Source organism: Xanthobacter sp. SG618 (assembly GCF_012932745.1).
GTDB classification, from domain to species: Bacteria; Pseudomonadota; Alphaproteobacteria; order Rhizobiales; family Xanthobacteraceae; genus Xanthobacter; species Xanthobacter flavus.
This window is the reverse complement of the sequence record NZ_JABBHL010000010.1, coordinates 106,359-122,938: the sequence shown is the minus strand read 5'-3', so window position 1 is coordinate 122,938 and position 16,580 is coordinate 106,359. Positions and strand designations below refer to the sequence as shown.

Genomic DNA, 16,580 nt, shown 5'->3' with positions numbered 1-16,580 from the left:
GCGGGCATTCAGACCACCGTCCAGAAATACAACGTCCACCGCTCCCCCTTGATGCTGACGCACGGCATGCTCATCGAAGACGAACGCCGTACCGCCAAGTCCGGGCCGAAAAGGGGCAGCCGCGTTGGACCGCATTCCGGGATGCGGCTCCCGCAGGTCGCCGCCTGGGCAGATGGTCGCCCCTCACGCCGCCCGGGCGAGACTCCGGGCGTGGTCCAGCGCCATTTCCAGCCGGTCGTTGCCCCAGAACAGCTCGCCGTCCGCCGTGAAGAAGGTGGGGGCGCCGAACACGCCGCGGGCCTGCGCCTCCTCGGTCTGGGCGCGCAGGCGCGCCTTGTTCACCTCGGATTCGGCGTCGGAGATCACCTCGTCCCAGAAATGGCCGAGGCCGGCGAGCACCTGGCGGATGGTCTCCCGGTCCGAAATGTCGCGGCCCTGCGCGAATTCGGCGGAGAACAGAGCGCGGGTGAAGGAGGGCCGGCAGGCATCGTTGAGGTGGATCGCCACCCGCGCGGCCAGAAGGCCGTTGGCCGGAAAGGTCGCGGGCTTGGTGATGGGCGGCAGGCGCTGGGCGGCGGCAAGGCGGTCGAGATCCCGCCACATATGCGCGCCCTTCAGGGGATAGACGTTGAACGGCGAGCTTGTGTAGCCCTGCGCGGCGAAGATGGGGCCGAGCAGGAACGGCTTCCAGTTCACCCGCACGTCCGCAAGCTCGGCCAAAGCGGCAATGCGGCAGGCGGCGAGATATGAATAGGGCGAGGCGAACTCGTAATAGAAATCGAGGGTGCCGCTGGCCATGGGCTCCTCCGGCCTGTACATCGCGGCGGAAGAGTGCGGCGGGGGAAGCCCCGCGTGCAAGGGTCTGGATCAACAGGCTGGATCAATCCCGGATCGGAGCTGGCGACGCGGTGAAGTGGGTGCTGTTCTTCGCGCTGGTGATCGGGGCCGCGGTGGCGATCCTGTTCGCGGTGTTCCCCGAGTGGGACATGGCCATCTCCAGCCTGTTCTGGAACGCCAGCCGGCGCAATTTCGGCGTCGCCGGCCTCGGCTGGGCGGCCAATATCCGCACCCTCGCCAACTGGCTGCCCTGGGTCTTCGCCGGCCCGGCCTTCGCCGCCATCATCCTCAAGTTCATTTTTCCCCGGGGAAAAATGTTCATGCCGGCGCGGGCGGCGGTGCTGCTCGCCGTCACCATGGCGCTGGGGCCGGGCCTTCTGGTCAACGGTATCCTCAAGGAGCATTGGGGCCGGCCGCGTCCGGTGCATGTGGATACCTTCGGCGGCAAGGACACCTTCCGCCCCTGGTACGCCACCGACGGCACCTGCCCCACCAATTGCTCCTTCGTCTCCGGCGAAGGCTCCCTCGGCTTCTGGCTGGTGGCGCCGGCGAGCCTCGTGTCCGGCCCGGCGGGGGCGGTGGCGATGGTGGCGGCGGTCTCCTTCGGCGCGCTGGCCGGCGGGCTGCGCATCGCCTTCGGCGGGCACTTCTTCACCGATGTGGTGTTTTCCGGCGTGCTGGTCATCCTGCTCATCGTCGGCATGCGGCTCTGGCTCTACGACCGGGCGCGCAGCCCCACCGATGCCTCTGTGGAAGACGCCATCGGCAATGCCGGCCTCGCCCTGAAGGCGGGCATCCACCGGCTTGCCGGCAGGGCCTGAGCCGATCCTTGACCGAGACGGCTTGCCACGCCGCCCCGCGCGCCTATAGTCCGCGCCGATTTTCCCCAAACAGCCGAGAGACGTGATGGCGCGTGACGTGAAGAAGGTGGTGCTGGCCTATTCCGGCGGGCTCGACACCTCGGTCATCCTGAAGTGGCTCCAGACCACCTATAATTGCGAGGTCATCACCTTCACCGCCGACCTCGGCCAGGGCGAGGAGCTGGAGCCGGCGCGCAAGAAGGCGGAGCTGCTCGGCATCAAGCCCGAGAACATCTTCATCGAGGACGTGCGCGAGGAATTCGTGCGGGACTACGTGTTCCCCATGTTCCGCGCCAACGCGGTCTATGAGGGCCTGTACCTGCTCGGCACCTCCATCGCCCGCCCGCTGATCGCCAAGAAGCAGATCGAGATCGCCCGCAAGATGGGCGCCGATGCGGTCGCCCACGGCGCTACCGGCAAGGGCAACGACCAGGTGCGCTTCGAGCTGGGCTATTACGCCCTCGAGCCGGACATCACCGTCATCGCCCCCTGGCGCGAGTGGGACCTGACCTCCCGCACCCGCCTGCTGGAGTTCGCCGAGGCGCACCAGATCCCGATCGCCAAGGACAAGCGCGGCGAGGCGCCCTTCTCGGTGGACGCGAACCTCCTGCACTCCTCCTCCGAGGGCAAGGTGCTGGAAGACCCCGCCGACGACGCGCCGGAATATGTCTACCAGCGCACCATCTCGCCGGAGGAAGCCCCGGACGAGGCGACCCTCATCACCATCGCCTTCGACAAGGGCGACGCGGTGGCCATCAACGGCGAGGCGCTCTCCCCCGCGACCCTGCTCACCAAGCTCAACGAGCTGGGCAAGGCCAACGGCATCGGCCGCCTCGACCTCGTGGAGAACCGCTTCGTCGGCATGAAGAGCCGCGGCATCTACGAGACCCCCGGCGGCACCATCCTGCTGGCCGCCCACCGCGGCATCGAGAGCATCACGCTCGATCGCGGCGCGGCGCACCTCAAGGACGAGTTGATGCCCCGCTATGCGGAGCTGATCTATAACGGCTTCTGGTTCTCCCCCGAGCGCGAGATGCTGCAGGCGGCCATCGACCACTCGCAGGCCTATGTGACCGGCGAGGTGACGGTGAAGCTCTACAAGGGCAACGCCACCGTGGTCGGCCGCAAGAGCCCCTACTCGCTCTACAACCAGGAGCTGGTCACGTTCGAGGAAGGCGCCGTCGCCTACGACCACCGCGACGCCGCCGGCTTCATCAAGCTCAACGCGCTGCGCCTGCGCACGCTGGGCAGCCGCGCCCGCAAGATCTCGGAATAGGGATCGCCTAAAGGGCTGAAATACATCTGGCGCGAGGCGCATTTTGCGCTTTGCGCCAGACTTTCAAACGGACACACTCCGTCCCGCTTTGGGGGCGGAATCATGGATCGTCGGGACCTTCTGAAAGGCGCTGCGGGCTCCACGCTGCTCGCCGCCACCTCCGGCCTTGCGGCGGCCGATGATGCCCCCGCCCCGGTGCTGCGCATCCATCCCGCCATCGGCATCGCGCGCGTCGGCAACAGCCCGGACTATTACCTCGCCCCCGAGACCGCGGCCGGCGAGCTGCCCGCCTCCGGCGCGGGGCTGTGGGGCGGGCTCCCCCTCGACGCCGCGACCGGCCAGCCCATCACCGCAGACGGCTTCCGCGACGGCCAGGGCCGGCTCAAGCGGCAGGCCGCGCGCTTCCGCATCTATGCCTATACCCGCACGGGCTGGCCCACCGGCGAGAGCACCGAGGTCACGCTCGGCGCGGTCATCGGCGGCAAGCGCGTGGCCGACATCGTCTGGCAGGCGCACCTCGCCAACAAGAAGCTGAACTGCTTCTCCATGGAGGACACGCCGGGCCACTTCCCCGCCCTCGCCGGCTTCGCCGATGGCCGGCTGATGCCCATCCGCCGCCCGCATGACGGCCCCCTCGACAGCCCCGAGCGCCTGAGGCGCCTCGTCATCGATCCCGGCCCGCGCGCCCTTTCCGCCCGCGCCGATCAGGGCCGTATCTCCATCTTCGACCGCGCGACGCCCGCGAGCTGCCTCGGCGAGGGCGCGACGCCGGTGCGGACGCTGCCCGATTATCCCGTGAGTTTCCCCGGGGACCATTTCACCCTGCACGTGCCGGCCGATCCCCTCACCCGGCTGGGCGACATGCGGGTGGAGGCGGGCACGGGCCGCCTCATCCTCGCCGGCGGCTTCGGCGCGACGGTGGGTATCTCCACCCCCAAGGGTCCGCCAAACGTCAACGAGCGCAGCGGGGCGGAGAACACCAGCTGGTTCGACGATATCGGCGACGGGCCGGTCTCGGCGCGCCTCATCTTCGAGGACGGCTCCGCGCTCATGGCCGCCCCGGCCTGGGTGATGTGCGGCGATCCGGGCTTCGCGCCGCAGACGCGCAATGTCGTCACCGCCTGGGACGAGGTCTACGACACCTTCGTCCGCCAGCTGGCGCTGGAGCCGGAGCTTTACGCCGGAGGCGTGTTCAGCCCGCGCTTTGCCGCCTCCTTCGCGGACGATGCCCGCCCGCTGTTCCATGCGGTGATGCTCCAGCGCTGGAACACCAATCTGCCGGCGCCCGCCATCGCCGCCCACAACCGCATCGGCGCCATCACCCCGGCGGACCGGCCCACCGACAAGATCCCCGACTTCGACGGCCTCATCCGCAATCCGGACAATCCCAAGAGCCTCGCCGCGGGCACGCCCATGATGCCGCTGGCGCTGGGCGACACGGACCGGCCGTTCCTCACCCTCACGCCCACGCAGCATTACCTACTGCGCCAGTGGCACAAAGGCGTGTTCACCCCCGAGCGGCGCCTGAAGCTGGGCGACGGCGAGGAGATGGACCGAGTGGCGCTGGCCAATTGCCTCGGCGGACGCTTCAGCCCGGGCATCGAGGTGTCCTATCCGGTGCGCGACCGCAACCTGTTCATCCAGGACTGGGCGAGCACGCCGGGCGGCCCGTTCCGCATCAACGCCGCCCCGCTCGACTATACGAAGGCCCGTGCCGACCGGGCGTTCCTCACGGTGGGCTACATCCCCCTGCGCCCCATCCCGCTGGAGCCGGGCGACTTCTCCAAGTTCATGGCCGCGCCCTGGCACACGGACTACAACCACTGCGCCTCCCACCCGCCGGAGAGCCCCTCCAATACTGACCAGACGCTCTACTGGTCGTGGCCCGCCGAGCGGCCGGTGGTGGTGTATCCGCAGGGGCTGGCGCGCTTCGATCCCGCCACCGGCTGGGTGCCGGGGCGCCAGCTCTTCGCCGTGCGCGGGGCGGGGACGACCACGATCTATCCGGCCAATGCCGGGCGCTTCCAGCGGGCGGCGGATTTCCTCGTCAACTGGCAGAAGGTCGGCTTCGTGGTGCAGGCGAGCCGGATCAACCCGGACGCCCGCCCCGCCGCGCCTGAGGATCCCTTCCTCGAAGTCGCCTGCTTCTTCGAGAATGACACGAGCCAGATGGTCGCCCCCTGGCCCACCTTCAACAGCCCGCCGGCACCGTGAGCGGCCCGACATCAAGTCGTGTGGGCGTCGCCATCGTCGGCGCGGGGCCGGCCGGCTGCGCCACGGCGATCGCGCTGGCGCGGCACGGCATCGGCGATGTCACGCTGTTCGAGGCCGGCGCGGGGGATGGCCCGCGCATCGGCGAGACCATTCCCGGCGCCGCCCTGCCGCTGCTCTCCCGCCTCGGCCTCATGGACCGCTTCGTCGCGCGCGGCCACCTGCCGGCGCTGGGATCGACCGCCGTGTGGGGCAAGGCGGAGCCCCACCACAGTGACGGCTTCGCCAATCCGTTCGGCGGCGGCTGGCATCTCGACCGCGCCGGCTTCGATGCCGATTTGAGGGCCGAGGCGCAGGCTGCGGGCGTGCCGCTCCACTCCGGCCGCCTGCGGATGATGGCGCCGGAGGGGGCGGGCCACCGCCTCCGCTTCGAGGGCGCGGATGGTCCCTTCGAGGTCACCGCCGGGCTGGTGGTGGACGCCAGCGGCGTGCGCGCGGCGGCGCTCCGCAGCCTCAAGGTGGCGCGCAACAGCGTGGATGCCATCGTCTTCCACTGGACCCTTCTCGCTCTCACAGAGCCCGAGGCCGTCCCCGCCCGCACCTTCCTGGAAGCCGCGCCGGACGGCTGGTGGTATGCGAGCCGCATTCCCGGCAGTCGGGCGGTGGTGGGCCTCGCCACAGATCCGGATGCCGGCGGTCGCTTCGCCGACGCTGCTGCCTTCCGCGCCGCCCTCGCTGGCACGCGCCTCATCGGTCCCGAAATCTTGCGCGGCCGCCCTGAGGGCGCGGATGCGCCGCCGCGCATCGCCATCGCACCCACCGCCATCCTCAGCGCCGTCGCGGGACCCGGATGGCTCGCCGTGGGCGATGCCGCCGCCTGCCTCGATCCCCTGCTGTCGCAGGGCCTGACCCGCGCGCTGGAGGACGGCATCGCCGCCGCCGACGCCATCGCCGGGGCGCGGGCGGGGGAGGACGGCGCGCTGCGCGCCTATCAGGACCGCGTATTCGCCCGCTTCACCGCCGGCGTGCGGCTGCGCGCGGCCTTCTATGCAACGGAGGCGCGCTGGCCCGACGCCCGGTTCTGGCGCCGACGGCAGGTTCAGGCCGCCGCATAGGGCTCAGTCCGCGCCCTCCCCCGGCCCCGGAATGAGCACGCGCAGAGCGTTGAGGATGACCACCACGTCGATGGCCTCCTGCAGCAGCGCGCCCTGCACCGGCTGGAGATAGCCGAAGGCCGCCGCCACCATGCCCACGAGCGACAGGCCGATGCCCCAGCGCACGCTCTGCCGCGCGATGGCGAGCGACCGGCGGGCGATGGCCATGGCCTCGGCGAGGCGGTCGAGCCGGTCCACCAGCAGCACCGCATCCGCCACCTCGGCGGAGGCCGCCGCGCCCCGCGCGCCCAGCGCGACGCCGATGTCGGCGGCGGCGAGGGCGGGAGCATCGTTCACGCCGTCGCCCACCATCATCACGCCGCCGCCGTTGACCGTCTCCCGCGCCAAGGCGATGTGCTCGATCTTGCCCTGCGGCGTCAGCTCTCCCGTCCAGGCGTCGAGGCCGAGGGCCAGCCCGACCGCATCCACCGCCTCCGACCGATCGCCCGAGGCCAGCGCCACATAGGTGACGCCGCCCCGGCGCAGCGCGGCAATCATCTCCGGGGCATCGTCGCGCACCGGATCGGCGAACAGCAGCAGCCCCGCCGGCCGGCCATCCACGGCCACCGCAACCACTGCGCTCGCGGAGGGAAGCTGCGCCCTGAGTTCGCTCCAGTCGCCGGACGAACGCGCGGCCACATAGGCCGTGCCGCCCACCGCGACCGCCCGGCCCTCGACCCATCCCTCGAGCCCCGCGCCGCCATCCTCCTTCACCCCGAGGGGCGGCGAGAGCGCAAGGCCACTGCCCTGCGCGGCGCCGACCAGCGCCTGCGCCACCACATGGCTCGAGGCCTGATCGAGGGAGGCAGCAAGGCGCAGCACGTCGTCCGGCTCGAACTCCGGCGCGGTGCGCACCTCCTCCAGCTCGGCCCGCCCGTGGGTGAGGGTGCCGGTCTTGTCCACCACCAGGGCACGGACGCGGGCGAGCTTCTCCAGCGCGCCGCCGCTCTTCACCAGCACGCCGCGCTTGGCCGCCCGCGACAGGCCGGCCATGAGCGCCACCGGCACGGCGAGGATGAGCGGACAGGGCGTCGCCACCACCAGCACCGCCAGCGCCCGGCGCGGATCGTGCGCCAGCACCGCGGCACCGATGGCGAGGGCCAAAGAGACGAGAAGGAAGGCGAGCGCGTAGCGGTCGGCGAGGCGCACCATGGGCGCGCGGCTGGATGCAGCCTCCTCCACGAGGCGCACGATGCCCGCATAGGTGCTTTCCGCCGCCGGCCTGACGATGGCGAGATCGAAGGCATCGCCAGCATTCACCGCGCCGGAGGGGGCCTCCTCGCCATCCTCCAGCCGGGCCGGCCGCGTCTCGCCGGTCAGGGAGGAGAGGTCGAGCACCGCCGGGCCGCCAATGACCGCGCCGTCGGCGGGCACGGTATCGCCGGAGCGCACCAGCACACGGTCGCCGGCCACCAGATCCACCGCCGCGACGACCACCAGCCCGCCATCGAGATGCAGCACCGCATCGCGCGGGGCGCGGGCGGCAAGGGCGGTCATCTCCCGTCGGGCACGGCCTTCCGCGAACCGCTCCAACTGCTGGCCGCCCGCATACATGAGCGCGACCACGTTGCCCGCCAGAGGCTCGCCGAAGGCCAGAGCCGCGGCCATGGAGAGCGCGGCCAGCACATCGAGGCCGAACCGGCCCGCGCGCAGGGACCGGGCGATGTCGATAAGCAGCACCGCCAGAACCGGCACGGTGCCCACGGCGAAGGCGGCCGAGGCGGCCCCCTTCATCCCCATCAGCTGGAGCAGCAGCCCCACGACGAGGGGCAGCACGGCGGCGGCGAGCAGAAGGTACCGGTTCCGCCCGGCGGCGGCCTCGCTCTGGATATGGCCCGGCTCCGACATCTCTCCCCCGGTGCGGCGCTTTGGTCGCACTGCCGTCGCTGTTGTCGCGCGCACACCAGATTGTTAGAAGAGTTCTAAACAGGAGTCACCCGGCATGTTGTCGTTCCTTTCCGGCCGCCGCCGATTTGCAGACCTTTCGGAACGGGAAGTGCTCGCCCTCGCCGTCTCCTCCGAGGAAGACGACGCGCGCATCTACATGGAATATGCCGAAGCGCTGCGCGGCGAGTATCCCGACACGGCCAAGGTGTTCGAGAGCATGGCGGCGCAGGAGCGCGGCCATCAGACCAGCCTCACCCGCGAATATGAACGGCGCTACGGCGGCACCGTGCCGCTGATCCGCCGCGAGAGCATCGCCGGCTATTACGGCCGCCGGCCGGTCTGGGCGGTGGTGAACCTCGGCATCGAGCGCATCCGCGCCGAGGTGGGGCGGATGGAGGACGAGGCCGCCAACTTCTATCTGAATGCGCAGCAGAAGACGTCCGATCCCGGCACGCGCAAGCTGCTGGAAAGCCTCTACCAGACCGAGCTGCAGCACGAGGAGATCGCCGGCAACCTCGCCGACCGCTATTTGCCCGCCGACAAGAAGAAGGAAGAGGACGAGAAGGCCCGCCGGCAGTTCCTGCTCACCTTCGTGCAGCCGGGCCTCGCGGGCCTGATGGACGGCTCGGTCTCGACGCTGGCGCCCATCTTCGCCACCGCCTTCGCCACGCAGAATTCCCACACCACCCTGCTCGTCGGCCTGGCGGCGGCGGTGGGCGCCGGCATCTCCATGGGCTTCACCGAGGCGCTGCACGATGACGGCGTCATCTCCGGCCGCGGCTCGCCGCTGAAGCGCGGCCTCTCCTCCGGCATCATGACCGCGGTGGGCGGCCTCGGCCACGCTCTGCCCTACATCATCCCCGAATTCTGGACCGCGACGGCCATCGCCATCATCGTGGTCTTCATCGAATTGTGGGCCATCGCCTTCATCCAGAACCGCTACATGGAGACGCCCTTCTGGCGCTCGGTCTTCCAGATCGTGCTCGGCGGCGCGCTGGTGCTGGCGGCGGGCATCTTCATCGGCGGCAGCTGAGCCGCCTGCCGTTGCGGGAGATCATGGCTCCCGCGCCCGCCGCATGAGAGGGTGCCTGCCTGCGATATCGCGAGGCCCCTCATGCGCGCCATGGTCCTGAAAGAGGTCGGCGGTCCCCTTGTCGCCGAGGAGCGGCCCGATCCCGTGCCGGGGCCGGGGGACGTGCTCATCAAGGTCGGCGCCTGCGGCGTCTGCCGCACCGATCTGCATGTGGTGGACGGCGAGCTGCCGCAGACGCGGCTGCCCATCATCCCCGGCCATGAGATCGTCGGGCGCGTCGCGGCACTGGGCGCGGGGGTTTCCCATCTCAACATCGGCGAGCGGGTGGGCGTCGGCTGGCTCGGCCGCGCCTGCGGCTGCTGCTCTTATTGTGAAGAGGGCGCGGAAAACCTGTGCGATGCGCCGGTCTTCACCGGCTGCACCCGCGACGGCGGCTTCGCCAGCCATACGGTCGCCGATGCACGCTTCGTCTATCCCCTCGGCGAGGCGGGCGAGGACATCGCGCTGGCGCCCTTGCTCTGCGCCGGGCTCATCGGCTGGCGCACGCTGAAAATGGCAGGCGAGGGCAAGCGCATCGGCCTCTACGGCTTCGGCGCCGCCGCCCACATCATCGCCCAGGTGGCGCGCTGGCAGGGGCGGGATATCTATGCCTTCACCCGGCCCGGCGACCGGCGGGCGCAGGATTTCGCCCGAACGCTCGGTGCCGTCTATGCCGGCAGCTCGGATGCCCCGCCGCCGGAGCCGCTGGATGCCGCCCTCATCTTCGCCCCGGCGGGCGAGCTGGTGCCGCAGGCGCTCAAAGCCGTCCGCAAGGGCGGGCGCGTGGTGTGCGGCGGCATCCACATGAGCGACATCCCCGCCTTCCCCTATCGCTGGCTGTGGGAGGAGCGGAAGATTCTCTCCGTCGCCAACCTCACCCGCGCCGACGCCCACGAATTCCTCGCGCTAGCGCCCAAGGCCGGCGTCTCCACCCACGTCACGCCCTATCCCCTCTCCGAGGCCAACCGCGCGCTGGACGATTTGCGCGGCGGGCGGCTGGAAGGGGCGGCCGTGCTGGTGCCGTAACAAAGCATTTTCAAGCGAAGTGGAGTCCGGTTCGCGTGAAGAAAATGCGTCTCGTGAAATTCGCTAGCGCTGCATCACATAGGTTCCCGGCGCCGGGCAGAGCACCGGATAGCCGGGCGCACCCAAGGGCGGCAGGGCGCGGCCGGGGGTGGAGCGGGCGGACAGGAAGGCCTCCCACGCCGGCCACCACGAGCCCTCCTCAATCGGCGTCGCCTCCACCCACTGGTCGGGGCCGAGATGGTGGTCGCCGTGGCGGGTCTCGTGCAGGCGGAAATGCCGGTGCTTGTGCCCCGGCTCGCTGACGATACCGGCATTGTGCCCGCCGGAGGTCAGCACGAAGGTCACGTCCGTGTCGGTCAGCTGGTGGATCTTGTAGACCGAGCGCCACGGCGCCACGTGGTCCCGCTCGGTCCCCACCACGAATAGCGGCACGTCGATGTCCTGCAGCGAGATGGGGCGCCCCTCCACCTTGTAGCGGCCGGCGGCGAGGTCGTTGTCGAGGAAGAGCTGGCGCAGATACTGGGAATGCATGCGGTAGGGCATGCGGGTGGCATCGGCGTTCCAGGCCATCAGGTCGTTCATGGGCGTGCGCTCGCCCATCAGATATTCATGGACGAGGCGCGACCAGACGAGATCGTTGGAGCGCAGCATCTCGAACGCCCCGGCCATCTGCCCGGACGAGAGCACGCCCTGGTCCCACATCATGCTTTCGAGCGTGTAGAGCTCGCCGGGGTCCACGAACAATTGCAGCTCGCCCGCCTCGGAGAAATCGGTCTGCGCCGCGAACAGCGTCACGGAGGCGAGCCGGTCGTCGTCATCGCGCGCCATGGCCCCGGCGGTGATGGAGAGCAGCGTGCCGCCGAGGCAATAGCCCACCGCATGCACCTTCTCGCCCGGCACCACCGCATTGATGGCCTCCAGCGCCGCCATCACGCCCTCGCTGCGATAGTCGTCGAAGCCGAGGTCGCGGTCCTCCGCCGTCACGTTGCGCCAGGAGAGGCAGAACACCGTGTGGCCCTTGGACACGAGGTAGCGGATCAGCGAGTTCTCGGGCGAGAGATCGAGGATGTAATATTTCATGATCCAGGCCGGCACGATCAGCACCGGCTCGGCGGCGACCGTGGCGGTGGTTGCGCGATACTGGATCAGCTCCACGAGGTGATTGCGGAAGATCACCTCGCCCGGCGTTACCGCCACGTTGCGGCCCGGCTCAAACGCCTCCGCGCCCATCGGCGGCTGGCCGGAGGCCTTGCGGGCCGCATCCTCCAGAAGGTTGCGCGCGCCCTGCACGAAATTGAGCCCGCCCGTCTCCCGCGCCCGGCGCAGCACCTCGGGATTGGTGAAGGGCGAATTGGAGGGGGAGAAGACGTCGAGCAACTGGCGGGCGGTGAAGGCCACCACCGCCTCATTGTGGGGCGCAACGCCCGGCACGCCGTGGGTGGCGTTGTGCCACCATTGCTGGTTCAGCAGGAAGGCCTGGTACCAGAAGCGGAACGGCCAGTCCTGCCACGCCGGGGCGCTGAACCGCTCATCCCCCGGCAGCGGCTGGATGCAGTTGGGAAAGTTCCGGTCGAAGCTGGAGGCGACCATGTAGGCGCCGAGCCGCGCCGACTTGCGCCACGCCTTCAGCGCCAGCTCCGCCTGCTTGCCGGGGGCGGCGGCCAGATGCATCCACCAGTCCATCAGCGACAGGGAGAGCGCGGTGGGCGAGAGACCCGAAGTGGCGCGGGCGGAAAGCGCGGCGGCGGCGCGGTCCACCGCGCGCAGGGCTTCCGGCCCGGGGCCGCGCTCGAAATCCTCCTCGTCATGGAAGGCCATGCGCGCCCACGCCTGGGCAAACAGCCGCCCGGCCTCGGGCAGCTTGGAGAAATCCATGGCGGCGCGGGCGAGATCGGCACCGGACGCCGGCACCTCCTGCGCGGTCACGGCGGGCGCGGGGGCCGGCTCCGGCGCGGCGGCGGGCGCTCCGCCCACGGTCTGGGGCTGGATACGGGGCGAATTGGCGGGCAGGTTGACCATCGGCCGATCTCTTCAGGGCGCGGAACGCGCCCGGGACTTGAAACGGATGCCGGAGCCTCGCCCGGCCTCGTGCCGGACGCTCGAGCTTTGCTGACTTAGCTTTTGCCGCTTCTCACGGCGCTTTGATGACGATGAGGCCGCCCCGCGCCGCGACCGGCAATGATACGCGTCAATTGGACGCCGCGCCGACGCGCTCCCGGCAGCTGTCGCGAAAGGCCTTGGCGCTGCGCCGGAACAAGGCCGCGTGCTGCCGGAGCGCGCGCTTGCGCAGCCGCTTCTGCGCCCGGTCCATGGCGAGGCCGAGCCGCTCGCGCGTGCCTTCCGCCAGCGCGTCACCGGCCGCATCCAGCATGGGGCGCAGGGTCTCGATGTCCTGATAGGCGCCGAGCAGGTCGCGCAGCCGCTGCGCGGCGCGGGCGCGCTTCGCCCCGTGGCCGAAGGCTTCGGCGAGGAAACTCATCTGGTAGCGGTGGGTGACGACGCGCTTGCGCGCCTCGTGCATGTCCTCTGGCGTATCGAAGGGGGCACGGCGGGCCTGCCTGTAGGCCTTCACCAGCCCCTTCGTCACATCCGCCTCCCTCGCCTGCGCCGCCAGCGTGTCGGCCAGGGCCGCGCGGGCGGAGACGAGGAAGCCCCCGAGCGTGGCGCGATGCTCGCCGCGGTCATCGGCCGCGTCCTCGCCCAGCACCCCCTCGGCGTCGGTCTGATCGCAGGCGAGGAGGAAACCGCCCTTGGCCATCACGTCCAGCGCATCGCGGGCCGCCACCTGGTCACGGGCGCCGGAAAGCTGGCGTGCCACCTCCGCCGTGCGCCGCCGCTCGGCCTTGGCATCCTCGCCGGGAATGAGGCGGAGCAAGGCCCGATACTGCTTCATGGCCTTGCGGGCGTCGTGCACCATCTCCACCGGATCGGGATCGGCCACCGCGGCGGCCACGGTCTCGATGGTCGCCGCGAGAGCGTCCGCCAGCGCATCTCCCGCCGCGCGGGGCGGCGGCAAGGGCGGGGTCACGCGTTCGGCATCGGGGGTCGCGACATCCAGCATGGGCATTTTGCTCCGGAACCCGGGCTCAACGGTCGCACGCCGGGCCGGTTCCGTCCCGGTCCAGCATCAAGGCGGTGGCGATGCCACCGGCACCGGCGATGGCACACAGCGCGCGGCCTGTCTCCATCGCTCTCAACCGATGATACGCCCGTACCGCCAGGATTGCACCCGACGCGCCGATGGGATGGCCCCGCGCCAATGCGCCGCCCCCCGCATTCACCCGCGACGGATCGAGCCCCAGCCAGCGAATGGCGACCAAAGCCTGCGCCGCATAGGCCTCCATCAGCTCCACAAGGTCGATGGCGCCCGGTGCGATGCCGAGGCGGGCGCACAGGGCCTCCACCGCCGCGATGGGCGCAAGCGCAGGCACGAGCGGGTCTCCTCCACGCGCCAGGCCCCCGGCAATCGTCACGTCCCCGGCCCGCGCGGGCCCCAGCAGCACGAGGCCGGCCGCATCCGCCTCCACCGCGATGGTCGCGGCGGTGACGCCATGGGCGGCGTCGCCCGCCAGCACCGGCAGGCGCGCCATCAGGGCCGGCGAGAGGCGCCGCGCGAAGGCATCGGCGGCAAGGCCGGCCACCGGTACGATCTCGCCATCCGCAGGCGGCACCGCCAGCGCCCGGCGGTGGCTCTCGGCGGCGAACGCCTCCTGCTCGGCGCGGGAGAGGCCTTCCGCCTCAGCCATGCCGGCGGCCGAGGCATCGAGGGCGATCTCATGTTCCGGCCAGGGGGTGAAAGCCGGCTGGCGATAGAAATCCGGCGCCCCGTCCTTCTCCCGCGGACGGTGGGCGCGCAGCGGCGCGGTGCTGAAGCTCTCCGCTCCGCCCGCCAGCACATAGCGCGCCTCCCCCGCCGCGATGCGCGCCGCGCCCAAGCGGATGGCATCGAGGCCGGAGCAGCATTGGGTGTCGAGGGTGAGCGCCGGCACGCTTTCCGGCAGTCCCGCCGCCAGCGCGGCGACGCGGGCCATGTTGCCGCCGCCGGAGAGGGCATTGCCGAGGATCACCTCGTCCACCGCGTCCGGCGCCACGCCAGCCGCCTCCAGCACCGGGCCGATCAGCGCCGCAGCCAGCTTGTGGGCCGGCACATCGCGAAAGGCGCCGCCGCGCGGGGCCACCGCCGTGCGCATGGCGGCGAGGAGCGCGACCCTCATGGCAGAAGCTCGCAGCGGTCGGGCCACAGGCGGGCGATGGCGGGGAAATCCGTCTTCCCCGTGGGCGTCAGCGGCCAGTCGGCTACCTGTGCATAGAGGCGCGGCACCTTGAACAAAGGCAGGCGGGATTTGAGGAAGCCGATGAGGTCCGCGCGGGTGGGCGCCTCACCTTCGGCAAGCGAAAGGAACGCCACCAGCCGCTCGCCCCGCTTGCCGTCCGCCATCCCCAGCACGGCAGCCGCGGCGATGGCGGGGTGGGTCTCCAGCACGCGCTCCACCTCCTCGGGAAAGAGGTTCTTGCCCGAGGTGACGATCATCCGCCGCGAGCGGCCGACGAGGTGGAGGAAGCCGGCATCGTCGAGGAAGCCCATGTCGCCGACGCTCACTTCGTCGCCGCTCACATAAAGGTCCGGGCTGTCGCCGGTGGCGTAGTTCATGAACAGGAAGGGGCTCGCCACGAACACCCGCCCCGTGCGCCCCACCGGCAGCCGCCGCCCGGCCGCATCGCGGATGGAGAGGCGCACGCCCGCAAAGGCGCGGCCCACCGAGCCGGCCGGCACCTTTTCCGCCTCCTTCGCCACGGTGACGAAGGAGAGTTCGGAGGCGCCGTAGAATTCCGCGAAGGCGGCATTGGGCATGCGGTGCGCCAGCATCTGCCGCCGCCCCGGCGGCCATTTCGCGCCGGAGCAGAGCACGAGGCGCAGGCCCGGCAGGGTCTCGCCCTCGGCGGCGAGATGGTCCAGCAGCAGCGCGATCTGCGTGGGCACGCCATAGAGCACGGTGGCGCCATGAGCGCGGGCGAGCTCTGCGGCGATGCGGGGGCGGAAGCTCGGGGAGAGCAGCACATGGGCCCCGGCATCGATGCCGCGCGCCAGCGCATAGAGGAAGAGCGAGTGGGTGAGCGCGCCGGGGGCGAGGATCACGTCCCCGCGGCCGATGCCGAATTCCACTGTGTCCGCATCGAAGCTCGCGGTCCACGAATGGTGCGCCCGGCGATAGCCCTTGGGCAGGCCCGTGGAGCCGGAGGTGAAGCCCACATAGAAGGGCAGGTCCGGATCGGGCTCCGTGATCGCCTCCACGGGGCCGGCGCCGATCGCCTCGGCGAGCCCCGCCGCACCCTGCCCCGGATCAAGGCGGATGTCGCCCGCTTGCGCGCTCACGAGGAGGCCGGGCTTAACCCGTTCCAGCACCTGCCGGCGCTGTTCCTCCGGCCAGCCGGGATCGAGGATCTGCGCCTCCCGCCCCGCACGGGCCGCCGCGAGGAACAGGATGGCGAGGGCCGCGCCATTGGGCAGATCGAGCCCGATACCGCCCGCCGGCGCTGCCGCGAACCGCGTCGCGCAGCGCGCCACCAGCGCGTCAAGCGCGGCATAGGTGAGCGTTTCGCCGCCGCAGGTAAGGGCCGGCGCCTCCGGCCGCACCAGAGCGTGGCGGGCGAGGTGGCGCGTGATGCTCACGGCCGGTGCGGGGCCGCGACCGACCAGTTGCGCAGCACCGTGGTGGCGAGCACGGCGGCGCCCACCGCCTTGATGAGATCGCCCGGCACGAAGACGGTCGCACCGATGAAGGCCTTGGCGAGGCTGATATGGGCCATCATCGCCAGCCCGGGAATGCCGAACGCATAGACGGTGAGGATGCCGCCGGTGATGGCCGCGATCAGCGCCGTCGCCAGCGCCGGCAGGTTGCGGGCGGCGAGGCGCTCGGCAACGAGGCCGGTGACATAGCCGCCGGCGACGTAGCCAATGAGGAAGCCGGCGGTCGGGCTTGCCAGCACGCCGAGGCCGCCGCGCCCGCCGGAGAGCAGCGGCGCGCCGAGCAGCACCACGAAGACGAACAGCCCCACCGCCGCCGCCCCGGCACGGGAGCCGAGTAGCAGGCCGGCGAGCATGACGCCGAGGCTCTGGGCGGTGATGGGCACGCCGGCCGCGAGGGGCAGATAGAGGGGCGGCACGAAGCCGAGCGCGGCAATGAGCGCGGCGATCAAAGCGATGCGCACGAGGGTGCGCGTTTCAAATGTCGGGTTTTCCATGGGCCTGTCCCCTT

Annotated in this window: 13 protein-coding genes; 6 read left to right on the top strand and 7 right to left on the bottom strand. The window is 71.0% G+C overall.

The window, feature by feature from the left end; all coding sequences use genetic code 11:
- Positions 1–183: 183 nt before the first annotated feature.
- A complete protein-coding gene (locus FHT36_RS22420) occupies positions 184–798 on the bottom strand; it encodes a 2-hydroxychromene-2-carboxylate isomerase (RefSeq protein ID WP_169124681.1) in 615 nt (204 codons plus the stop codon).
- 110 nt (positions 799–908) lie between these two features.
- Between FHT36_RS22420 and FHT36_RS24620 the strand changes: the two genes are divergently transcribed.
- The 4 genes from FHT36_RS24620 (at position 909) to FHT36_RS22400 (ending at position 6,299) form a co-directional block, all read left to right on the top strand.
- Entirely contained in the window at positions 909–1,658 is a 750-nt protein-coding gene (locus FHT36_RS24620; protein WP_169124680.1) for a phosphatase PAP2 family protein, read from the top strand.
- 85 nt (positions 1,659–1,743) lie between these two features.
- Positions 1,744–2,973, top strand: a complete 1,230-nt coding sequence (locus tag FHT36_RS22410) for an argininosuccinate synthase (protein ID WP_024280917.1) — start codon at positions 1,744–1,746, stop codon at positions 2,971–2,973.
- A 102-nt stretch (positions 2,974–3,075) separates the two neighbouring features.
- The gene (locus FHT36_RS22405; RefSeq protein ID WP_169124679.1) at positions 3,076–5,187 is read left to right on the top strand and encodes a LodA/GoxA family CTQ-dependent oxidase; all 2,112 of its coding nucleotides are present in this window, start codon (positions 3,076–3,078) and stop codon (positions 5,185–5,187) included.
- Positions 5,184–6,299 (top strand): tryptophan 7-halogenase, encoded by a 1,116-nt coding sequence (locus FHT36_RS22400; RefSeq protein ID WP_169124678.1) that lies wholly within the window; start codon positions 5,184–5,186, stop codon positions 6,297–6,299. The genes FHT36_RS22405 and FHT36_RS22400 overlap by 4 nt, the downstream gene beginning before the upstream one ends.
- Positions 6,300–6,302: 3 nt before the next feature.
- Here FHT36_RS22400 and FHT36_RS22395 read toward each other — a convergent pair whose 3' ends face one another.
- Positions 6,303–8,186: a heavy metal translocating P-type ATPase gene (locus FHT36_RS22395; RefSeq protein WP_169124677.1), complete on the bottom strand. Its 1,884-nt coding sequence runs from the start codon at positions 8,184–8,186 to the stop codon at positions 6,303–6,305.
- Positions 8,187–8,280: 94 nt separating this feature from the next.
- Here FHT36_RS22395 and mbfA point away from each other — a divergent pair, with 94 nt between their 5' ends.
- Positions 8,281–9,258: an iron exporter MbfA gene (gene mbfA, locus FHT36_RS22390; protein ID WP_169124676.1), complete on the top strand. Its 978-nt coding sequence runs from the start codon at positions 8,281–8,283 to the stop codon at positions 9,256–9,258.
- 81 nt (positions 9,259–9,339) lie between these two features.
- Entirely contained in the window at positions 9,340–10,323 is a 984-nt protein-coding gene (locus FHT36_RS22385) for a zinc-dependent alcohol dehydrogenase family protein (RefSeq protein WP_169124675.1), read from the top strand.
- A 63-nt stretch (positions 10,324–10,386) separates the two neighbouring features.
- Here FHT36_RS22385 and FHT36_RS22380 read toward each other — a convergent pair whose 3' ends face one another.
- The 5 genes from FHT36_RS22380 to FHT36_RS22360 all read right to left on the bottom strand — a co-directional run bounded on the left by FHT36_RS22380 (position 10,387) and on the right by FHT36_RS22360 (position 16,566).
- A complete protein-coding gene (locus FHT36_RS22380; protein WP_246702394.1) occupies positions 10,387–12,141 on the bottom strand; it encodes an alpha/beta hydrolase in 1,755 nt (584 codons plus the stop codon).
- Positions 12,142–12,511: 370 nt separating this feature from the next.
- Entirely contained in the window at positions 12,512–13,384 is an 873-nt protein-coding gene (locus FHT36_RS22375; protein ID WP_169124674.1) for a CHAD domain-containing protein, read from the bottom strand.
- A gap of 25 nt (positions 13,385–13,409) precedes the next feature.
- On the bottom strand, positions 13,410–14,537 hold the full coding sequence (locus FHT36_RS22370; protein ID WP_169124673.1) for a thiolase family protein: 1,128 nt from the start codon (positions 14,535–14,537) through the stop codon (positions 13,410–13,412).
- A complete protein-coding gene (locus FHT36_RS22365; protein WP_169124672.1) occupies positions 14,534–15,994 on the bottom strand; it encodes an AMP-binding protein in 1,461 nt (486 codons plus the stop codon). The genes FHT36_RS22370 and FHT36_RS22365 overlap by 4 nt, the downstream gene beginning before the upstream one ends.
- Positions 15,991–16,566, bottom strand: a complete 576-nt coding sequence (locus tag FHT36_RS22360; RefSeq protein ID WP_169124671.1) for a biotin transporter BioY — start codon at positions 16,564–16,566, stop codon at positions 15,991–15,993. The genes FHT36_RS22365 and FHT36_RS22360 overlap by 4 nt, the downstream gene beginning before the upstream one ends.
- Positions 16,567–16,580 lie beyond the last annotated feature (14 nt).